At 35.7% G+C, this 16,112-nt stretch carries 12 protein-coding genes and 1 rRNA gene; 9 read left to right on the top strand and 4 right to left on the bottom strand.

Features of this window, described 5'->3' with window-relative positions; all coding sequences use genetic code 11:
- The first annotated feature begins 2 nt into the window (after positions 1-2).
- Together ACNQGB_RS03650 and ACNQGB_RS03645 are read left to right on the top strand one after the other, a co-directional pair.
- Entirely contained in the window at positions 3-659 is a 657-nt protein-coding gene (locus ACNQGB_RS03650; protein ID WP_417944345.1) for an NAD-dependent epimerase/dehydratase family protein, read from the top strand.
- A gap of 78 nt (positions 660-737) precedes the next feature.
- Positions 738-1,259, top strand: a complete 522-nt coding sequence (locus ACNQGB_RS03645; RefSeq protein ID WP_417944344.1) for a hypothetical protein — start codon at positions 738-740, stop codon at positions 1,257-1,259.
- 31 nt (positions 1,260-1,290) lie between these two features.
- On the opposite strand, the gene ACNQGB_RS03640 is transcribed toward ACNQGB_RS03645, so the two are convergent.
- Positions 1,291-2,856 (bottom strand): protein adenylyltransferase SelO, encoded by a 1,566-nt coding sequence (locus ACNQGB_RS03640; protein ID WP_417944343.1) that lies wholly within the window; start codon positions 2,854-2,856, stop codon positions 1,291-1,293.
- A gap of 163 nt (positions 2,857-3,019) precedes the next feature.
- Positions 3,020-4,213 carry an ADP-forming succinate--CoA ligase subunit beta gene (sucC, locus tag ACNQGB_RS03635; protein WP_417944342.1) on the bottom strand — a complete coding sequence of 398 codons (1,194 nt, stop codon included), beginning with the start codon at positions 4,211-4,213 and terminating at the stop codon, positions 3,020-3,022.
- Between the two features lie 405 nt (positions 4,214-4,618).
- Between sucC and gltB the strand changes: the two genes are divergently transcribed.
- The 3 genes from gltB (at position 4,619) to lysA (ending at position 12,118) form a co-directional block, all read left to right on the top strand.
- Complete coding sequence (gene gltB, locus ACNQGB_RS03630; RefSeq protein WP_417944341.1) at positions 4,619-9,136, top strand: glutamate synthase large subunit; 4,518 nt, start codon at positions 4,619-4,621, stop codon at positions 9,134-9,136.
- Positions 9,137-9,138: 2 nt separating this feature from the next.
- Positions 9,139-10,593: a glutamate synthase subunit beta gene (locus ACNQGB_RS03625; protein WP_417944340.1), complete on the top strand. Its 1,455-nt coding sequence runs from the start codon at positions 9,139-9,141 to the stop codon at positions 10,591-10,593.
- 304 nt (positions 10,594-10,897) lie between these two features.
- Positions 10,898-12,118, top strand: coding sequence for a diaminopimelate decarboxylase (lysA, locus tag ACNQGB_RS03620; RefSeq protein ID WP_417944339.1), 1,221 nt, complete (start codon positions 10,898-10,900; stop codon positions 12,116-12,118).
- Between the two features lie 65 nt (positions 12,119-12,183).
- Here lysA and pafA read toward each other — a convergent pair whose 3' ends face one another.
- Positions 12,184-13,797, bottom strand: a complete 1,614-nt coding sequence (pafA, locus tag ACNQGB_RS03615; RefSeq protein ID WP_417944338.1) for an alkaline phosphatase PafA — start codon at positions 13,795-13,797, stop codon at positions 12,184-12,186.
- A gap of 503 nt (positions 13,798-14,300) precedes the next feature.
- On the opposite strand from pafA, the gene ACNQGB_RS03610 reads away from it, so the two are divergent.
- The 4 genes from ACNQGB_RS03610 to ACNQGB_RS03595 all read left to right on the top strand — a co-directional run bounded on the left by ACNQGB_RS03610 (position 14,301) and on the right by ACNQGB_RS03595 (position 15,682).
- Complete coding sequence (locus ACNQGB_RS03610) at positions 14,301-14,618, top strand: ISAon1 family transposase N-terminal region protein (RefSeq protein WP_417948045.1); 318 nt, start codon at positions 14,301-14,303, stop codon at positions 14,616-14,618.
- Between the two features lie 115 nt (positions 14,619-14,733).
- The gene (locus ACNQGB_RS03605) at positions 14,734-14,901 is read left to right on the top strand and encodes a hypothetical protein (RefSeq protein WP_417948044.1); all 168 of its coding nucleotides are present in this window, start codon (positions 14,734-14,736) and stop codon (positions 14,899-14,901) included.
- 2 nt (positions 14,902-14,903) lie between these two features.
- A complete protein-coding gene (locus ACNQGB_RS03600) occupies positions 14,904-15,101 on the top strand; it encodes a transposase (RefSeq protein ID WP_417948043.1) in 198 nt (65 codons plus the stop codon).
- 35 nt (positions 15,102-15,136) lie between these two features.
- The gene (locus tag ACNQGB_RS03595) at positions 15,137-15,682 is read left to right on the top strand and encodes an ISAon1 family transposase (protein ID WP_417948042.1); all 546 of its coding nucleotides are present in this window, start codon (positions 15,137-15,139) and stop codon (positions 15,680-15,682) included.
- A gap of 165 nt (positions 15,683-15,847) precedes the next feature.
- Here the strand turns inward: ACNQGB_RS03595 and rrf are convergent.
- Positions 15,848-15,957, bottom strand: a 5S ribosomal RNA gene (rrf, locus tag ACNQGB_RS03590).
- Positions 15,958-16,112: the final 155 nt, after the last annotated feature.

Genomic DNA, 16,112 nt, shown 5'->3' with positions numbered 1-16,112 from the left:
TCGTGAAAACGGCGTTAGTAATTGGAAGCACTGGTCTAATAGGCTCTGAACTATTGAAAATTCTTTTAGAGAGTCCAGAGTATACTCAGGTGGTGACTTTTGTAAAAAGAGATTTAGGAATCCGTCATCCCAAATTAACACAACACGGTATTGATTTTGATAAGCCAGAAACTTATGAAAATCTTGTTGTAGGGGACGATTTCTTTTGCACGATTGGCACAACGATCAAAAAAGCAGGAAGTAAAAGCGCATTCATCAAAGTAGATTATGAATATCCGCGACAGTTTGCCAGTTTTGCAAGACAAAACAAGGTCAAAAATTTTCTAATAATTTCCTCTTTAAATGCCAATGCAAAATCAAGTAATTTCTATTTGAAAACCAAAGGAGACATTCAAGATTTTCTCAAAAATTGCGAATTCGAAAGCGTTGCTGTACTGCAGCCTTCTCTTCTTTTAGGAAACCGAACAGAATTTAGATTCGGTGAAAAAGTAGGTGCCTTTTTCATGAAAACGTTTTCATTTGTGTTTCAAGGCAACTTGAAAAAATATAAGGCGATTGAAGGTAAAACTGTTGCAAAAGCAATGTTTAAAATAGCTCAAAGAAACGACACAGGTTTCAAAATATATGAATCGGATGCGATTCAACAAATTGGAATGTAATACAATTGCAAAATCCTGAATGAGAGCTCAGGATTTTTTGTACATTTAGTTTGCATCAATGAATTTACACCTTCCAATATGAAATGCCTCTTTACCCTTTACACATTATTTTTTACAACACTATTTTTTGGACAAAAGAATAAAATTGAACAACCAGCGGTGTTTATTGATTCTAACTTAATTGCAAGAAATGCAATTGAATATATCAACCCAAATGAAATTGAATCCGTGAATGTTATCAAAAAGGACACCATAATAAATGCTGTTTTGTTTCATGGTCAGCTTTACATTACTTCTAAAAACCCTAAGAAATACGACTTTCTAACTTTAGAAAAAATCAAAACTGAATTTACAAAAATTAAAAGTAACGACGTCATTTACATGGTAAATGGAGCATTTATAAAAGACAATATTGATACTTTCAAATTAGACCGAAACTATATTTTAAAAGTTGAAGTTACTAATTCAGAAGAATTTTATAACATAAGAGAGAGTACCGCCAAATTTGACATTATCAACATATTAGGAAAAACCAAAGAAAATTTAGATGATAAAAATAAGATTTTATTAAGAGGTCATGAAGCCATAGGAGTTAAATAGATTGTGTTTTAAATAATTTTTAAATCCCATTTTAAGAACTACAACTTAACATCGAACATCCCACTTTATCTCTAGCCCAATCGGGTCTTTTGGCAAACCATTTTTGAAACTGGGGTTGTTCGTCATATGGATTTTTGAGCATTTCGAATAATTCTTTCAATAAGTCATAATCTCCTTTATCCGCGTCATCTATACACAACTGCGCCATGTAATTTCGCAGCACGTATTTTGGATTAACTAAATTCATCAGCTCTTTTCTTTCTGTATCTAAAAGTTTTTCTTCATTAATTCGAATGCTGTACCGCTCCAACCAATCGTACCATTCCTTCATTGCATTTTCATTTAAATCCTTTTCATTGTAAAAAGCTTCTTTGACAGCATTGAAAGCGATTGTAACGGAATCATCTTTTGAAACAGTACTTAAATTTCTAAAGAAAATCGTCATATCTGTTTCTACTCTTTCCAATAATTCTACCAAAACGCCAACTAAAAGCAAGTCACTTTCTTTCTTGTCTTGAAGACCAAGTTTATTTTGCATCATTATCAAATATTCGCGTTCGTAATCAACGCTAAACTTATCTAGAATAGTTTCTAGTGGTTTTGCATCCTCAATCAGTGGATACAAAGCATTAGCTAATTGGTACAAATTCCACAAAGCAATTTCAGGTTGGTTGCCAAAGCGGTATCTTTTATGTTGTCTGTCGGTAGTATTTGGCGTCCAGCCAGCATTGTAATCTTCTAACCAGCCGTACGGTCCATAATCAATCGTAATGCCGTGAATTGACATATTATCGGTATTCATTACACCATGAACAAAGCCTACGCGTTGCCATTCGATAATCATTTTTCTTGTAGATTCAGCAACTGCAGCAAAAAACGCAAGATATTTTTCGGCTCCTTCGCTTGTAATAGCTGGAAAATGGTGTTTGATAGTAAAATCAGTAAGTAATTTGAGATTAACAAGATCATTTTGCGAAGCCAATATTTCAAAACTTCCAAAACGAATAAACGATGGCGCTACTCTACAAACGATGGCACCTTTTTCATACGCTGGATTTCCGTTGTACAACACATCGCGCAACACAGGATCGCCTGATAGCATTAGCGACAGCGAACGTGTCGTAGGAACACCTAAATAATGCATGGCTTCGGCACATAAATATTCTCTGATGGAGGAGCGCAATACCGCAAAACCATCCGCAGTTCTAGAATATGGTGTAGGCCCAGCACCTTTTAGTTGTAAAGTGAATGTCGCATCTTCATGAACTACTTCAGTAAGATTTATAGCGCGGCCATCACCCAATTGTCCAGCCCAATTCCCAAATTGATGTCCAGCATAACACAAGGCAAAAGGTTGGGTATTGGGATAAATTGTAGTTCCTGAAAACGTATTTAAAAAATCAGAAGAAAGTACATCTTCATCCGAAAGTCCGAGTGTAGTAGCCATGTCACCATTCGCATGAATTAAACTCGGATTAGAAGGCTTGGTCGGAGCAACATAGGAATAACATGTTTTTTTTACTTGTCTTGGACTATTTTCAAGATCAGGATCAGCGGGTAAATTAGTTATAAAATTATTTTGTATCTTAAGTTTCATGAGTTGTTGCAATTAGAAAACAAAGATAACCGTTGCTTACAATAAAACTTTACACTTTCAAGTAATATTATGATTTGTTCTCCTTAGTAATAGGAACTGCTTTAAACTAAAAAAACCTGTTTGATTACTCAAACAGGTTTTTGAAATATAAAAATTTTATTAATTAAGAAAGTGCTGCTTTTACTTGATCTGCTGCTTCTTGAAATTCAACTGCAGATAAAATTGGCATTCCTGAATTATCTATTAATTCTTTTGCGATTGCTGCATTAGTACCTTGTAAACGAACAATAATTGGCACTTTGATTGCGTCGCCCATATTTTTATAAGCATCAACAACTCCTTGTGCCACACGGTCACAACGAACGATTCCACCAAAAATATTAATCAAAATTGCTTTTACGTTTTGATCTTTTAAGATTATACGAAAAGCAGTTTCAACACGTTTTGCATCAGCAGTTCCACCTACGTCAAGGAAGTTAGCAGGCTCAAAACCAGCATACTTGATTAAATCCATGGTTGCCATTGCTAATCCAGCTCCGTTTACCATACATCCTACAGTTCCGTCAAGATCCACGTAGTTTAATCCTACTTCTTTTGCTTCTACTTCGATTGGATTTTCCTCACGAACGTCGCGCATGTCAGCATATTTCTTTTGTCTGTATAAAGCATTATCATCGATATTTACTTTAGCATCTACAGCCATAATTTTATTATCGGATGTTTTTAAAACCGGATTGATTTCAAACATCGAAGCATCAGATCCAATGTATGCATTGTACAAAGAGTCGATGAACTTCACCATTTCTTTGAAAGCATTTCCAGAAAGACCTAGGTTAAAAGCAATTCTTCTTGCTTGAAAACCTTGTAATCCAACAGAAGGATCAATTTCTTCCGTAAAGATTAAATGTGGAGTATGTTCTGCAACTTCTTCAATATCCATTCCACCTTCAGTAGAATACATAATCATGTTACGACCTGTAGCTCTATTCAATAAAACAGAAACATAAAACTCAGAAGTTTCACTTTCACCAGGGTAATAAACATCCTCAGCAATTAAAACTTTGTGTACTTTTTTACCTTCAGCAGAAGTTTGAGGAGTAATCAATTGCATTCCGATGATTTGCTCTGAAATCTCTTCTACTTGTTGTAAGTTTTTGGCAAGTTTTACTCCACCACCTTTTCCACGTCCACCGGCATGAACTTGGGCTTTTACAACATACCAACTTGTACCCGTTTCGGTTGTTAATTGTTTTGCAGCAGCAACCGCTTCTACAGGACTATTAGCAACGATTCCGCGTTGAATGCGAACTCCGTAGCTAGCTAAAATCTCTTTTCCTTGATATTCGTGTATGTTCATAATATAGAATTTGTCTGGCTTCTGAATTTTTTCAGTTTAAAAGTGGCACAAAAATAGCAAAATTAAATGTAACTGTTATTTTTTTTTCAATTAAATATAGGTCAAAATGAGACCAACCTGACGGATATGAAACCATTCTCACCAAACGATAAATTATAATAATTAATCACAAATTTGTTATAAATAGTAGCAATTCTGTTTTACCGAACTATTTTTTTCAAAATCAAGTGTCTAGCACCATCCAATTGCTTCACTTTTTATCGAAAAATCAAATCAGCAATGTTTAAATAACAATATTGATATTTATCTAACAAATTTCTATTATAAATATAAAAACAAGTCCATTTTAACCAATTCACTAACTATATGATACTAAATATTTAATTTTACATAAAAATAAAAAGTATGAAAGTTAAAGAACAAGGCCTATACTTACCCGAATTTGAACACGACAATTGCGGAGCTGGGTTCATTTGTAATCTAAACGGAATTAAGTCCAATGATATTATACACAAAGCACTCGACATATTAATTAAACTAGAACATCGTGGTGCAGTAAGTGCAGATGGGCGAACTGGAGATGGTGCGGGAATATTATTTGATATCCCTCATGATTTTTTTAAAAAAGTATGTGATTTTGAAATCCCAGCAGCAAAACAATATGCCGTGGGAATGGTGTTCATGCCCAAAAGTCCCAACCAAGTCGCTTTTTGCAAAACCACTTTTGAAGCATCTATAAAAGATCAAAAGTTAGAAATTTTAGGATGGAGAACAGTTCCAGTTGACGCATCAAATTTAGGTCAAATCGCAGCTGAGAAAGAGCCCACGGTGCAACAAGTATTTGTAGGTAAAAATGGATTGGATTTGACAGAACAACAATTTAATGCTAAACTGTTTGCCGCTAGAAAAATTGCAGAGCACGCTATCATAAATTCAAGAATTTCAGAAAGCTATCGTTTTTATTTCTCTAGTTTTTCTACAACTACCATAATATATAAAGGTTTATTGATGCCAGAAGATATTAGCAGATATTACACCGATTTACTCGATGACGACTTGGTAACCCGATTGGCATTGGTTCACCAACGATTTTCGACCAATACATTCCCATCTTGGGAACTCGCACAACCGTTTCGCTATATGTGCCACAACGGAGAAATCAATACACTTCGCGGAAATATAAGCCGTATGCGTGCACGTGAAGAGTTGATGAAAAGTGATGTTTTTGGCGATGATATCAAAAAATTATTCCCAATTATTTTAGAAGGAAAATCAGATTCAGCTTCAATGGATATGGTAATAGAATTGTTACTGATGACGGGCCGTTCCTTACCCGAAGCTATGATGATGGTAGTCCCAGAAGCTTGGGAAAAACACCAAACGATGTCGGAGGATAAAAAAGCCTTTTACGAATACAACGCTTGTATTATGGAACCTTGGGATGGTCCAGCCTCTATTCCTTTTACAGATGGTAACGTCATTGGAGCGCTATTGGATAGAAATGGATTGCGTCCTTCTCGATACACTTTAACCAAAAGTGGTTTCGTAATTATGTCTTCAGAAATTGGAGTATTAGATATCAAACCAGAAGATGTCATTCAACACGGCCGATTAGAACCGGGGAAAATGTTTTTGGTTGATATGAATGAAGGCCGAATTATCGAAGATGACGAAATCAAAAATGCAATTGTAACCAAACATCCTTATAAACAATGGCTTGACGAAAACTTACTTTCGCTAGCGCAAATTCCATACACTGATAATCTCATTCCGGTTGAAAATGTTGATTTTGAAACCAGACAGCGCTTGTTTGGATATACGATTGAAGATTTAAAAACAATCATCAACCCGATGGGTGCCGAAGGAGCCGAAGCGCTAAGTTCGATGGGCAATGACACACCACTTGCCGTTTTATCAGATCAGCCACAACTTTTGTATAATTATTTCAAACAGTTATTTGCTCAAGTTACAAACCCGCCTTTGGATGGTATTCGTGAAGAAATCATTACGGATATTAGTTTAGCAATTGGCGGAGATTATAATATTTTTGAAATTGTACCCAAGCATTGTAAAAAACTAAAAATCCAAAATCCGGTCATTTCCAACGAAGATTTGGACAAAATTCGAAACATTGATCATACCGATTTCAAGTCGGTCACCATTTCTACTTTATATGAAATAAAAAAAGGAGTAAACGGACTAGAACGCGCTCTTGAAAAAGCAGTACAAGCTACCTACAAAGCTGTTTCAGAAGGCTGCAATATTGTGATTTTATCAGACAGAGGTGTAAGCGAAAAAATGGCCCCTATTCCAATGTTATTAGCGTGTTCGTATATTCATCATTCGCTAAACATACTAAAAGTTCGATCAAAATTTGGTATTCTAATCGAATCGGCAGAACCACGCGAACCCCATCATTTTGCGCTATTATTTGGTTACGGAGCAAGTGCCATAAATCCATATATGGTCAATGAAATCATCCACAACCAGGTAAATGCAGGATTTATCACTGGTGTAAAAGCGGATTATGCCATCAAAAACTACAACAAAGCCATCGCAAAAGGGATTCTGAAAATCATGAATAAGATAGGAATTTCTACTTTGCATTCGTACAGAGCAGCGCAAATTTTTGAAATCTTAGGATTGAACAAAACTTTTACTTCTAAATATTTTCCTTACACGCCATCACGAATTGAAGGCATTGGTTTAATGGAAGTCGAAAAAGAAATCAAAAAAAGATATCAAAAAGCCTTTCCGAATTCTAAAGTCAGTAATTTACTTCCACTCGAAATTGGTGGTGTTTACAGATGGAGAAGATCAGGCGAAAAGCATATGTTTAATCCAACAACAATCTCTAAATTACAACAAGCAGTTCGCTTAAACAGTCCTGAAAGTTATAAAGAGTACTCTAAAATGGTTAATGACCAAAGTGAAAACTTAATGACTATTAGAGGTTTATTTGAATTCAATAACTTAGATCCTATTTCAATTGACGAAGTGGAGCCTTGGACAGAAATTGTAAAAAAATTCAAAACAGGTGCCATGTCCTATGGATCCATCAGCCAAGAAGCACATGAAAACCTTGCGATTGCCATGAACAGAATTGGTGGTAAAAGCAACTCAGGAGAAGGCGGAGAAAATCCAAAACGTTTTCAAAAAGACTTGAATGGAGACTCTAGAAATAGCGCCATCAAACAAGTTGCCTCTGGCCGTTTTGGGGTTTCAATCAACTATTTGACCAATGCGCGCGAGATACAAATCAAAATGGCCCAAGGTGCAAAACCCGGAGAAGGTGGTCAATTACCCGGTGAAAAAGTAGTGCCTTGGATTGCCGAAACCAGAAATTCAACACCGTATGTAGGGTTGATTTCACCACCACCACACCATGATATTTACTCTATTGAAGATTTATCGCAGTTAATTTTTGACTTAAAAAATGCCAATCGCGAAGCTAGAATTAATGTCAAATTAGTTTCTGAAGTTGGTGTTGGTACCATCGCGGCAGGAGTTGCTAAAGCAAAAGCCGATGTGATTTTGATTTCAGGATACGACGGAGGAACTGGAGCTGCACCATTAACTTCATTACAACACACCGGCATTCCTTGGGAACTTGGACTTGCCGAAGCACAACAGACATTGATTTTGAACGATTTGAGAAGCCGAATCGTTTTAGAATGTGATGGACAATTAAAAACGGGTCGCGATGTGGCTATTGCTGCATTACTTGGAGCTGAGGAATTTGGTTTCGCAACAGCGCCATTAGTAGCTTCTGGTTGTATCATGATGCGAGCGTGTCACTTGAATACATGTCCTGTAGGTATAGCAACTCAAGATCCTGAATTGAGAAAAAATTTCAAAGGAACTCCAGAACACATTATCAACTTCATGTATTTTATTGCCGAAGAATTGCGCGAGATAATGGCAAAATTAGGCTTTAGAACCTTGAAAGAAATGGTGGGGCAATCACAAAAACTGAATGTGAACAAAGCCATCAAGCATTATAAAGCAAGTGGATTAGATTTATCTTCCATATTATACAAACCTGAAAAAGCAAAAGAAGTTCCCAATCACAATACAACTACTCAAGATCATGCTTTAGAACATGTACTTGATTTTGAAATTATAAAAGCGGCTATTCCATCAATTTACAGAAAAGAAAAAACAAGAGTCACCTTCGATATCAAAAACACCGATCGTTCTGTAGGAGCAATTCTAAGTAATGAAATTTCAAAAATTTATGGCGCACAAGGATTACCCGAAGACACTATTTTAGTAGATTTTACTGGATCTGCAGGGCAAAGTTTTGGGGCTTTTGCAACAAATGGTTTATCATTTAAAATTCATGGAAACTGTAATGATTATCTAGGCAAAGGGCTTTCTGGCGGAAAACTAATCATTAAAGTTCCTCCTACTGCTACTTTCAAACCCGAAGAAAACATCATTACTGGTAACGTGGCTCTATACGGTGCTATTACTGGCGAAGCCTACATCAATGGTATGGCGGGGGAACGTTTTTGTGTTCGAAATTCTGGAGCGACAGCTGTGGTAGAAGGAATTGGAGATCATGGCTGCGAGTACATGACAGGCGGAATTGTAGTGGTTTTAGGAAAAACAGGAAGGAATTTTGCAGCCGGAATGAGCGGTGGTATTGCGTATGTTTTTGATCCAAATAAAAAATTCGACGCTACCTTATGTAATATGGAAATGGTTGCTTTTGAATTATTGGAAAATGATGACTTTACTAAACTGAGACGTTTGATAAAAAATCACTCGCTCTATACGAGTAGTCCGTTGGCAAAAAGGATTCTAGAGGATTGGGAAAATCAACAGCAGCATTTTGTAAAAGTAATGCCTACTGATTACAAAAAAGCATTGCAGCGCTTAGCCGAAGAAAAAGAAATTAAAGAACTTATAGCATCATAGTCATGGGGAAATTAGGAGGATTTAAAGAATATTCTAGAACCGACGAAAGTAATGTTGCAGTTCCAGAAAGAGTATCAAATTATAAGGAGTTTACAATTCCGTTAACAAAAGATAAAATCAAAGAACAAGGCTCCAGGTGCATGGATTGCGGCATTCCATTTTGCCATAGCTCGTGTCCGTTAGGAAACTTAATTCCTGATTTTAACGATATGGTGCATCAGGAAGAATGGGAAAGTGCACTGAAAATATTACTATCTACCAATAATTTTCCTGAATTTACAGGAAGACTTTGCCCAGCTCCTTGCGAAAAATCATGTGTATTAGGAATCATTAGCAAGCCAGTTGCTATCGAAAATATTGAAAAAAATATTATAGAAAGAGGCTTTGCCGAAGGTTGGATCAAACCACAACCTCCAGAGGTTAGAACAGGAAAAACAGTCGCCGTAATTGGCTCTGGACCTGCTGGTTTGGCAGCAGCACAACAATTAAATCGTGCTGGGCATACCGTTACCGTATTTGAACGGGACAATGCCATTGGTGGATTATTGCGTTATGGGATTCCAAATTTTAAACTAGAAAAAGGAATCATCGACAGACGTGTTAAAGTTTTAGAAGCGGAGGGAATTACTTTTAAAACCAATGTCAACGTGGGAGTTAATTATGAAATTTCAGAACTCAATAAATTTGATTCAATCGTGTTATGTGGTGGTGCTACGGAGCGTCGTAGTTTACCAACAAAAGGAATTGAAAGTACAGGTGTGGTACAGGCAATGGACTTTTTGACGCAACAAACCAAAGCATTATACGGTGAATCTATTCCACATCAAATAAAAGCAACGGATAAAAATGTTATCGTTATTGGTGGCGGTGATACCGGCTCAGACTGTGTAGGAACGTCAAACCGTCATGGTGCCAAATCAGTCACAAATTTTGAAATTTTACCAAAACCTCCAGTAAGCCGAAGCGAGTCCACTCCATGGCCTTTCTGGCCCCTGCAATTAAAAACTTCTAGCTCTCATGAAGAAGGCTGTGAAAGAAACTGGCTCATAAACACCAAAGAATTTATAGCCAATGATGCTGGCGAATTGGTTGGATTAAAAACCATTGAAGTAGCTTGGAAAATGACAACTGGTCAACGACCTGAACTAATTGAAAAAGAAGGTTCCGAAAAAATCTGGCCATGTGATCTAGCACTTTTAGCACTCGGTTTTATAGGTCCCGAAAAAACACTAAGCGAGCAGTTGGGCATAAAAATAGACACTCGCAACAACTATCAAGCTACCAATTACCAAACCAATATTCCTCATATTTTTACCGCAGGCGATATGCGTAGAGGGCAATCCTTAATCGTTTGGGCCATTTCAGAAGGTCGCGAAGCCGCCAGAATGGTAGATAAATACTTGATGTGTTATACCAACTTGCCTACCAAAGGAAATGGCGATTTGCCTAACCTTTAAATAGTTTTAAACAATCAAAAAATGACTGCCAAATCGTTTATGGGTAGTCATTTGATTTTTTAGGAGGTGCCACACCTCCACTATCGTTTCGGTAGTGTCGGGCTGTACGCTTCAAGTCCGCGTCGCTTTCGTAAAAACTACAGCGCCTGTGGGCTATCCGCTGCCATCCCTCACCCAAATTGAAATTTAGCATCTAAAACACTAATTTGTTTAAAATATAACTTTTTGTTACAATTTGTTAGAATTCGTATCTTCCCTTGTAGGACTAAATAAAGAGTAATAAATTTGCTCAAAATTAATAATTATGCAATCAAAAGACTTAGTACAATTAGCAAAACAATTTGGTAGTCCATTATACGTATATGATGCCGAAAAAATACAATCTCAATACAACAGATTATCCAAAGCTTTTTCTAAGGTAAATAAATTGCGTATCAATTATGCTATGAAAGCCTTATCAAACGTAGCTATACTTCAATTGTTAAGAGAAATGGGGTCAGGTTTGGATACCGTTTCAATCCAAGAGGTACAATTAGGATTGCATGCAGGCTACGAACCTGAAAAAATATTTTATACTCCAAATGGTGTTTCTCTTGAAGAAATTGAAGAAGTCAACGCTATGGGAGTTCAAATAAACATTGATAATTTATCAATTTTGGAACAATTTGGAACAAAATATCCAAATGTACCAGTTTGCATCCGAATCAATCCTCACGTGATGGCTGGAGGAAACGCTAATATTTCTGTAGGTCATATTGATAGTAAATTTGGAATTTCAGTTCACCAATTACCACATTTGGTCCGAATTGTAGAAAACACAAAAATGAATATTGTGGGTATCCATATGCACACCGGCTCCGATATTTTGGATATTGAAGTATTTTTATATGCTGCCGAAATATTATTTGATGCAGCTAGAAATTTCAAAAACTTAGAATTCTTAGATTTCGGAAGCGGATTTAAAGTGCCATACAAAAAAGATGATATTGAAACGGACATTGAAGAATTAGGTAAAAAACTATCAAAAAGATTCAATGCTTTTTGTACTGAATACGGAAAAGAATTAACATTGATATTTGAACCAGGGAAATTTCTTGTAAGTGAAGCTGGTTATTTCTTAGCAAAAGTTAATGTCGTGAAGCAAACTACATCAACGGTTTTTGCTGGAATAGACAGTGGTTTCAATCACTTAATCCGTCCAATGTTCTACGGCTCACAACACCATATAGAAAACATCTCAAACCCAAAAGGGAAAGAACGTTTTTACTCTGTAGTTGGATATATTTGCGAAACGGACACATTTGCAAACAACAGAAGAATTGCCGAAATAAAAGAAGGCGATATTTTATCTTTCAGAAATGCAGGAGCCTATTGTTTCTCTATGGCATCAAACTATAACTCCAGATACAAACCAGCTGAAGTATTATGGATGAACGGCGAAGGACATTTAATAAGAGCACATGAAACCTTTGAAGACTTATTGAAAAATCAAATTCCACTACCACAAGCAATAGAAACGGTTTAAAATAAAAAAATCCCATTTACACTGACAATCAGTTGTAAATGGGATTTTTTAAATTCAAAACACTATTACTTATCTAGCAAAGTTTCTAAAACTTCTGACTCAGTGCCATTAGGAAACGGAATCTTTAACATCTGAGATAGTGTAGGGGCAATTTGAGTAATATACTTTTTTGCGTGTAACTCCCCTTTAGGCACATGCCATCCATAAAAAAGAAGAGGCACATGAGTATCATAACTATTTGGAGATCCATGTGTTGTTCCTGTAGCCTGATATTCCATATAGCCCGTTTTATCTAGAATTACTAACTCACCGTTTTGTTTAGGATCATAACCTTTAGCTATAAAACTTAAAAAATAATCATCCCCTGATGAAGCTAAAATTTCTTCCTCTGTATACACTCTTTTGATGTGCTCTTGCGTCATCAAAAAAACTTTAAAGCTCTCTTTTACTTTTGTCAATTCTAAACCTTTTTGTTTTACCAAGTCCTTATTGAAAAATACATTGAAATTAGAATAATCCAGAATAAGATCTACTCCAAAAGTTTCATTTGAAAATTTCTTTAATGATTCCACAAAACCTTTTGTAGGTACATTTTTCACATTGTACTTATTATCCTTTAAATAATTTGGATTTTCAGCACCAGCATGATCAGCAGTCAAAAAAACTAAATAATTATCTTTCCCAACTGTTTTGTCTAAGTAATTTAAAAATTGATCTATATTTTGATCAAGTCGTAAATAGGTATCTTGAAGTTCTATAGAACGAGGTCCAAAAGTGTGACCAACATAATCTGTAGAAGAAAAACTAACCGTTAGGAAATCTGTTGCATCATCTTTTCCTAACTCTTCTTTTTCAATAGCTTTCATCGCTAAATCTGCTAAAATATCATTACCAAAGGGTGTAGTACGTAAAACATCAGCTCCTTTTTCTTTATAGATCTTAGCCAAATCATAAGGGAAAACGGGACCCTTCGCCTTATCTAATTTCCCCTCGTACGGATTATCATCTGCTAAACTTTCATTGTAGGTAGATAGTGGCTTTAGTAAATTCCAACCTTTATTTATATAGTTCATGTACCTTTTTTCTTGGTTGAACTCCGTTACCCAACTTGGCAAATTTGAACCATAAAAAGTACTAGAGATAAATGAACCTGTTGAGCTGTACCAAAATGCCCAATTAGCAAAATGTCCGGCCGGTAAAATTGCACCACGGTCTTTAATACTCAATCCAATAACTTTACCTTTAAAATTGGTTGCCATGCGCAACTCATCTGTAATAGTAGTACTTAAAAGGTTTTTTGGTGACATCGCACCCTCTTTATCTGTACCTTCTCCTAACGTCTTAACAGATGCATCGTCAGTACAATACATATCTTTTCCTGTCGCTTTATTGAACCAATCATTTCCAACAATTCCATGCGTAGATGGCGTTGTTCCCGTATAAATACTTGCATGGCCGGGAGCTGTATAGGTTGGTACAAAATTGTAATGCATATTATGAAAAGTATATCCATCATTCATCAATCTTTTAAATCCATTAGCAGAAAAATCTGCAGAAAAACGATATAGGTATTCCATTTTCATTTGGTCTACCACTATGCCCACTACCAATTTGGGGCGTTGCTGCGCTTGTGAGTTTAAAGACATAATAACTGCCAAAAACAAAATAATTCTCTTCATATCGTATATTTATATTTTACACAAAAATACAACATAAAGTTCAAACTCTATCTTCACAACTTCTTCATGACGCATAATTAATAAATTGTTAACCCCGAAAAAAAACAATAATTAATTAGATGGAATCTAAAATTAGACTGTGAAATATGAAAATAAAATTATTTAAAAGTAATAGAGAAAGTTATAAAATAGATTTTTCCTATGAAGATTCAATTATATTTTTTAGAGATCTCAAAATTTAAATTTGGTGCAATTTAAACACAAAAAACTTCCTAAATAATAGTGAGTTTAAAAGGATTTCGTACTCAGAGCGGGACTTGAACACAAACGAATATTGGCACTAACTAGATTTTAAGACTAGCGTATCTACAAATTTCACCATCCAAGCTCTATTGTGGTACCTCCAGAGATCGAACCAGGGACACATGGATTTTCAGGGATCAATCTTAAAACCTGTGGGGAAATATTAAATTTCGATATTTGTATTTTAAAAATAGATACAAATGCAAGATTCTTTTAGTGAGCTAATCAAATTATTATTACCTGAAATTGTTGTGGATTATTTTGAATTGACTTCGTTTGAAAAAGAAGAAGAGATACTTCATTTATATTTAAAAGAAATTAATTCAGTCCCCAAAGAGTACCGACAGAATAAATTAAGCTCAAAAGGATTCTTTGAAGAGATAACAGTTCAAGATTTTCCAATTCGAGGTCATCAAGTATATCTGCATATCACACGCAGAAGATGGCTCGACGAAGATACTGGGCAAGTAGTTTTTAGAGATTGGAATTTAGTAGCAGACGGAACTCGTTTAACATAGGAGTTTGCGTCTTTTTTAAAAGAGATCAATAGATTCCAAGCCTAATGATTGTAATGCGATTGCTTCTTTTTATGGCGTTAGCGGCAAAAACCTACAACATCAATACAAAGATTTCTTGAGTGATTTCAAAACGTGGGATCAACTATCACACGCCAAACAATGGCTTATTTTTCCAAAAAACTTAGGCAATCGTTTATCGATTGATGAAACTTCATTCTCGAATGGAGAACTCTATACTATCTTAACCAACAAAGCAGGCAAAGGAAAGAAAGGACTATCGTAGCTATGATTGCCGGAACTAAAGCTGATACTGTAACTGCTATAATTGAAAAAATCCCTCTCAAAGCGCGCAATCAAGTCACGGAGATTACCCTAGACATGGCTGCAAATATGGGACTCGTTGCTAAAAAATGTTTTCCAAATGCTACGCGGGTTACCGACCGATTTACTCATGAATTTTCATTAAAATTTTGGAATTCGTGATACCGCTTCGCTAAATTCATGTTCAAAAACTAGCCTTGGAAGCTTTACAAGAAATCAGAATCAAATATCGTTGGCAATCAATAGATCAGGAAAATGAAGCAATGGAAAAAGCTAAAAAAGGAAATAAAAAGTTTGAATCAGAAGTGCTATCTAACGGAGATACACTTAAACAATTACTAGCCCGTAGCCGCTATCTTCTATATAAAAACAAATCTAAATGGTCCGAAAACCAAATAGAACGAGCCTCTATATTATTTGAATTATATCCCGATATTGAAAAAGCGTACAATTTAGCACAAGATTTGAGAAATATCTTTGAAAAAACAACTGATAAAATTATTGGACTTTCAAGGCTAGCCAGATGGCATGAAAAAGTAAATCAATCCGGGTTTAAATCTTTCAATACAATCTCAAGATCCATAATAAATCACTACCAAACCATATTAAACTATTTTGATAACAGAAGCACCAATGCTTCAGCAGAGTCCTTCAATGCCAAAATAAAAGCATTTAGATCTCAATTCAGAGGAGTTAGAAATATAGAATTCTTCCTTTTTAGACTAACTAATATTTATGCTTAATTTTTGCTTCCCCACAGGTTTTGGGATTGATCCAATTTTTGCTTCCCCACAGGTTTTAGGATTGATCCATTTTCAGTCCATTGCTCTACCATCTGAGCCAAGGTACCATACTTTTAAAAAGTAAATTATACAAAAAAGCCTATCATTTCTGATAGGCTTTTCAAAGAAAGGCGACGACATACTCTCCCACATAACTGCAGTACCATCTGCGCAGGCGGGCTTAACTACTCTGTTCGGTATGGGAAGAGGTGAGCCCCGCCGCAATAACCACCTTAAGAGGTTATAATTGCTTTGGGCAATTATCTATAATTAACAATTGATAATTTACAATTCATAATTATAGTAATATCTTAACATACTGAGATAAAGAAATTTAAATTGTCATCCTGTAAAGGATCTAGAAAGTTTCTTCCTCCCGCCGAAGCGGGAG

This window comes from Flavobacterium frigidum (genome assembly GCF_048286795.2).
Note: the sequence above shows the minus strand (reverse complement) of the source record. Positions and strands in the feature narration are given on the sequence as shown.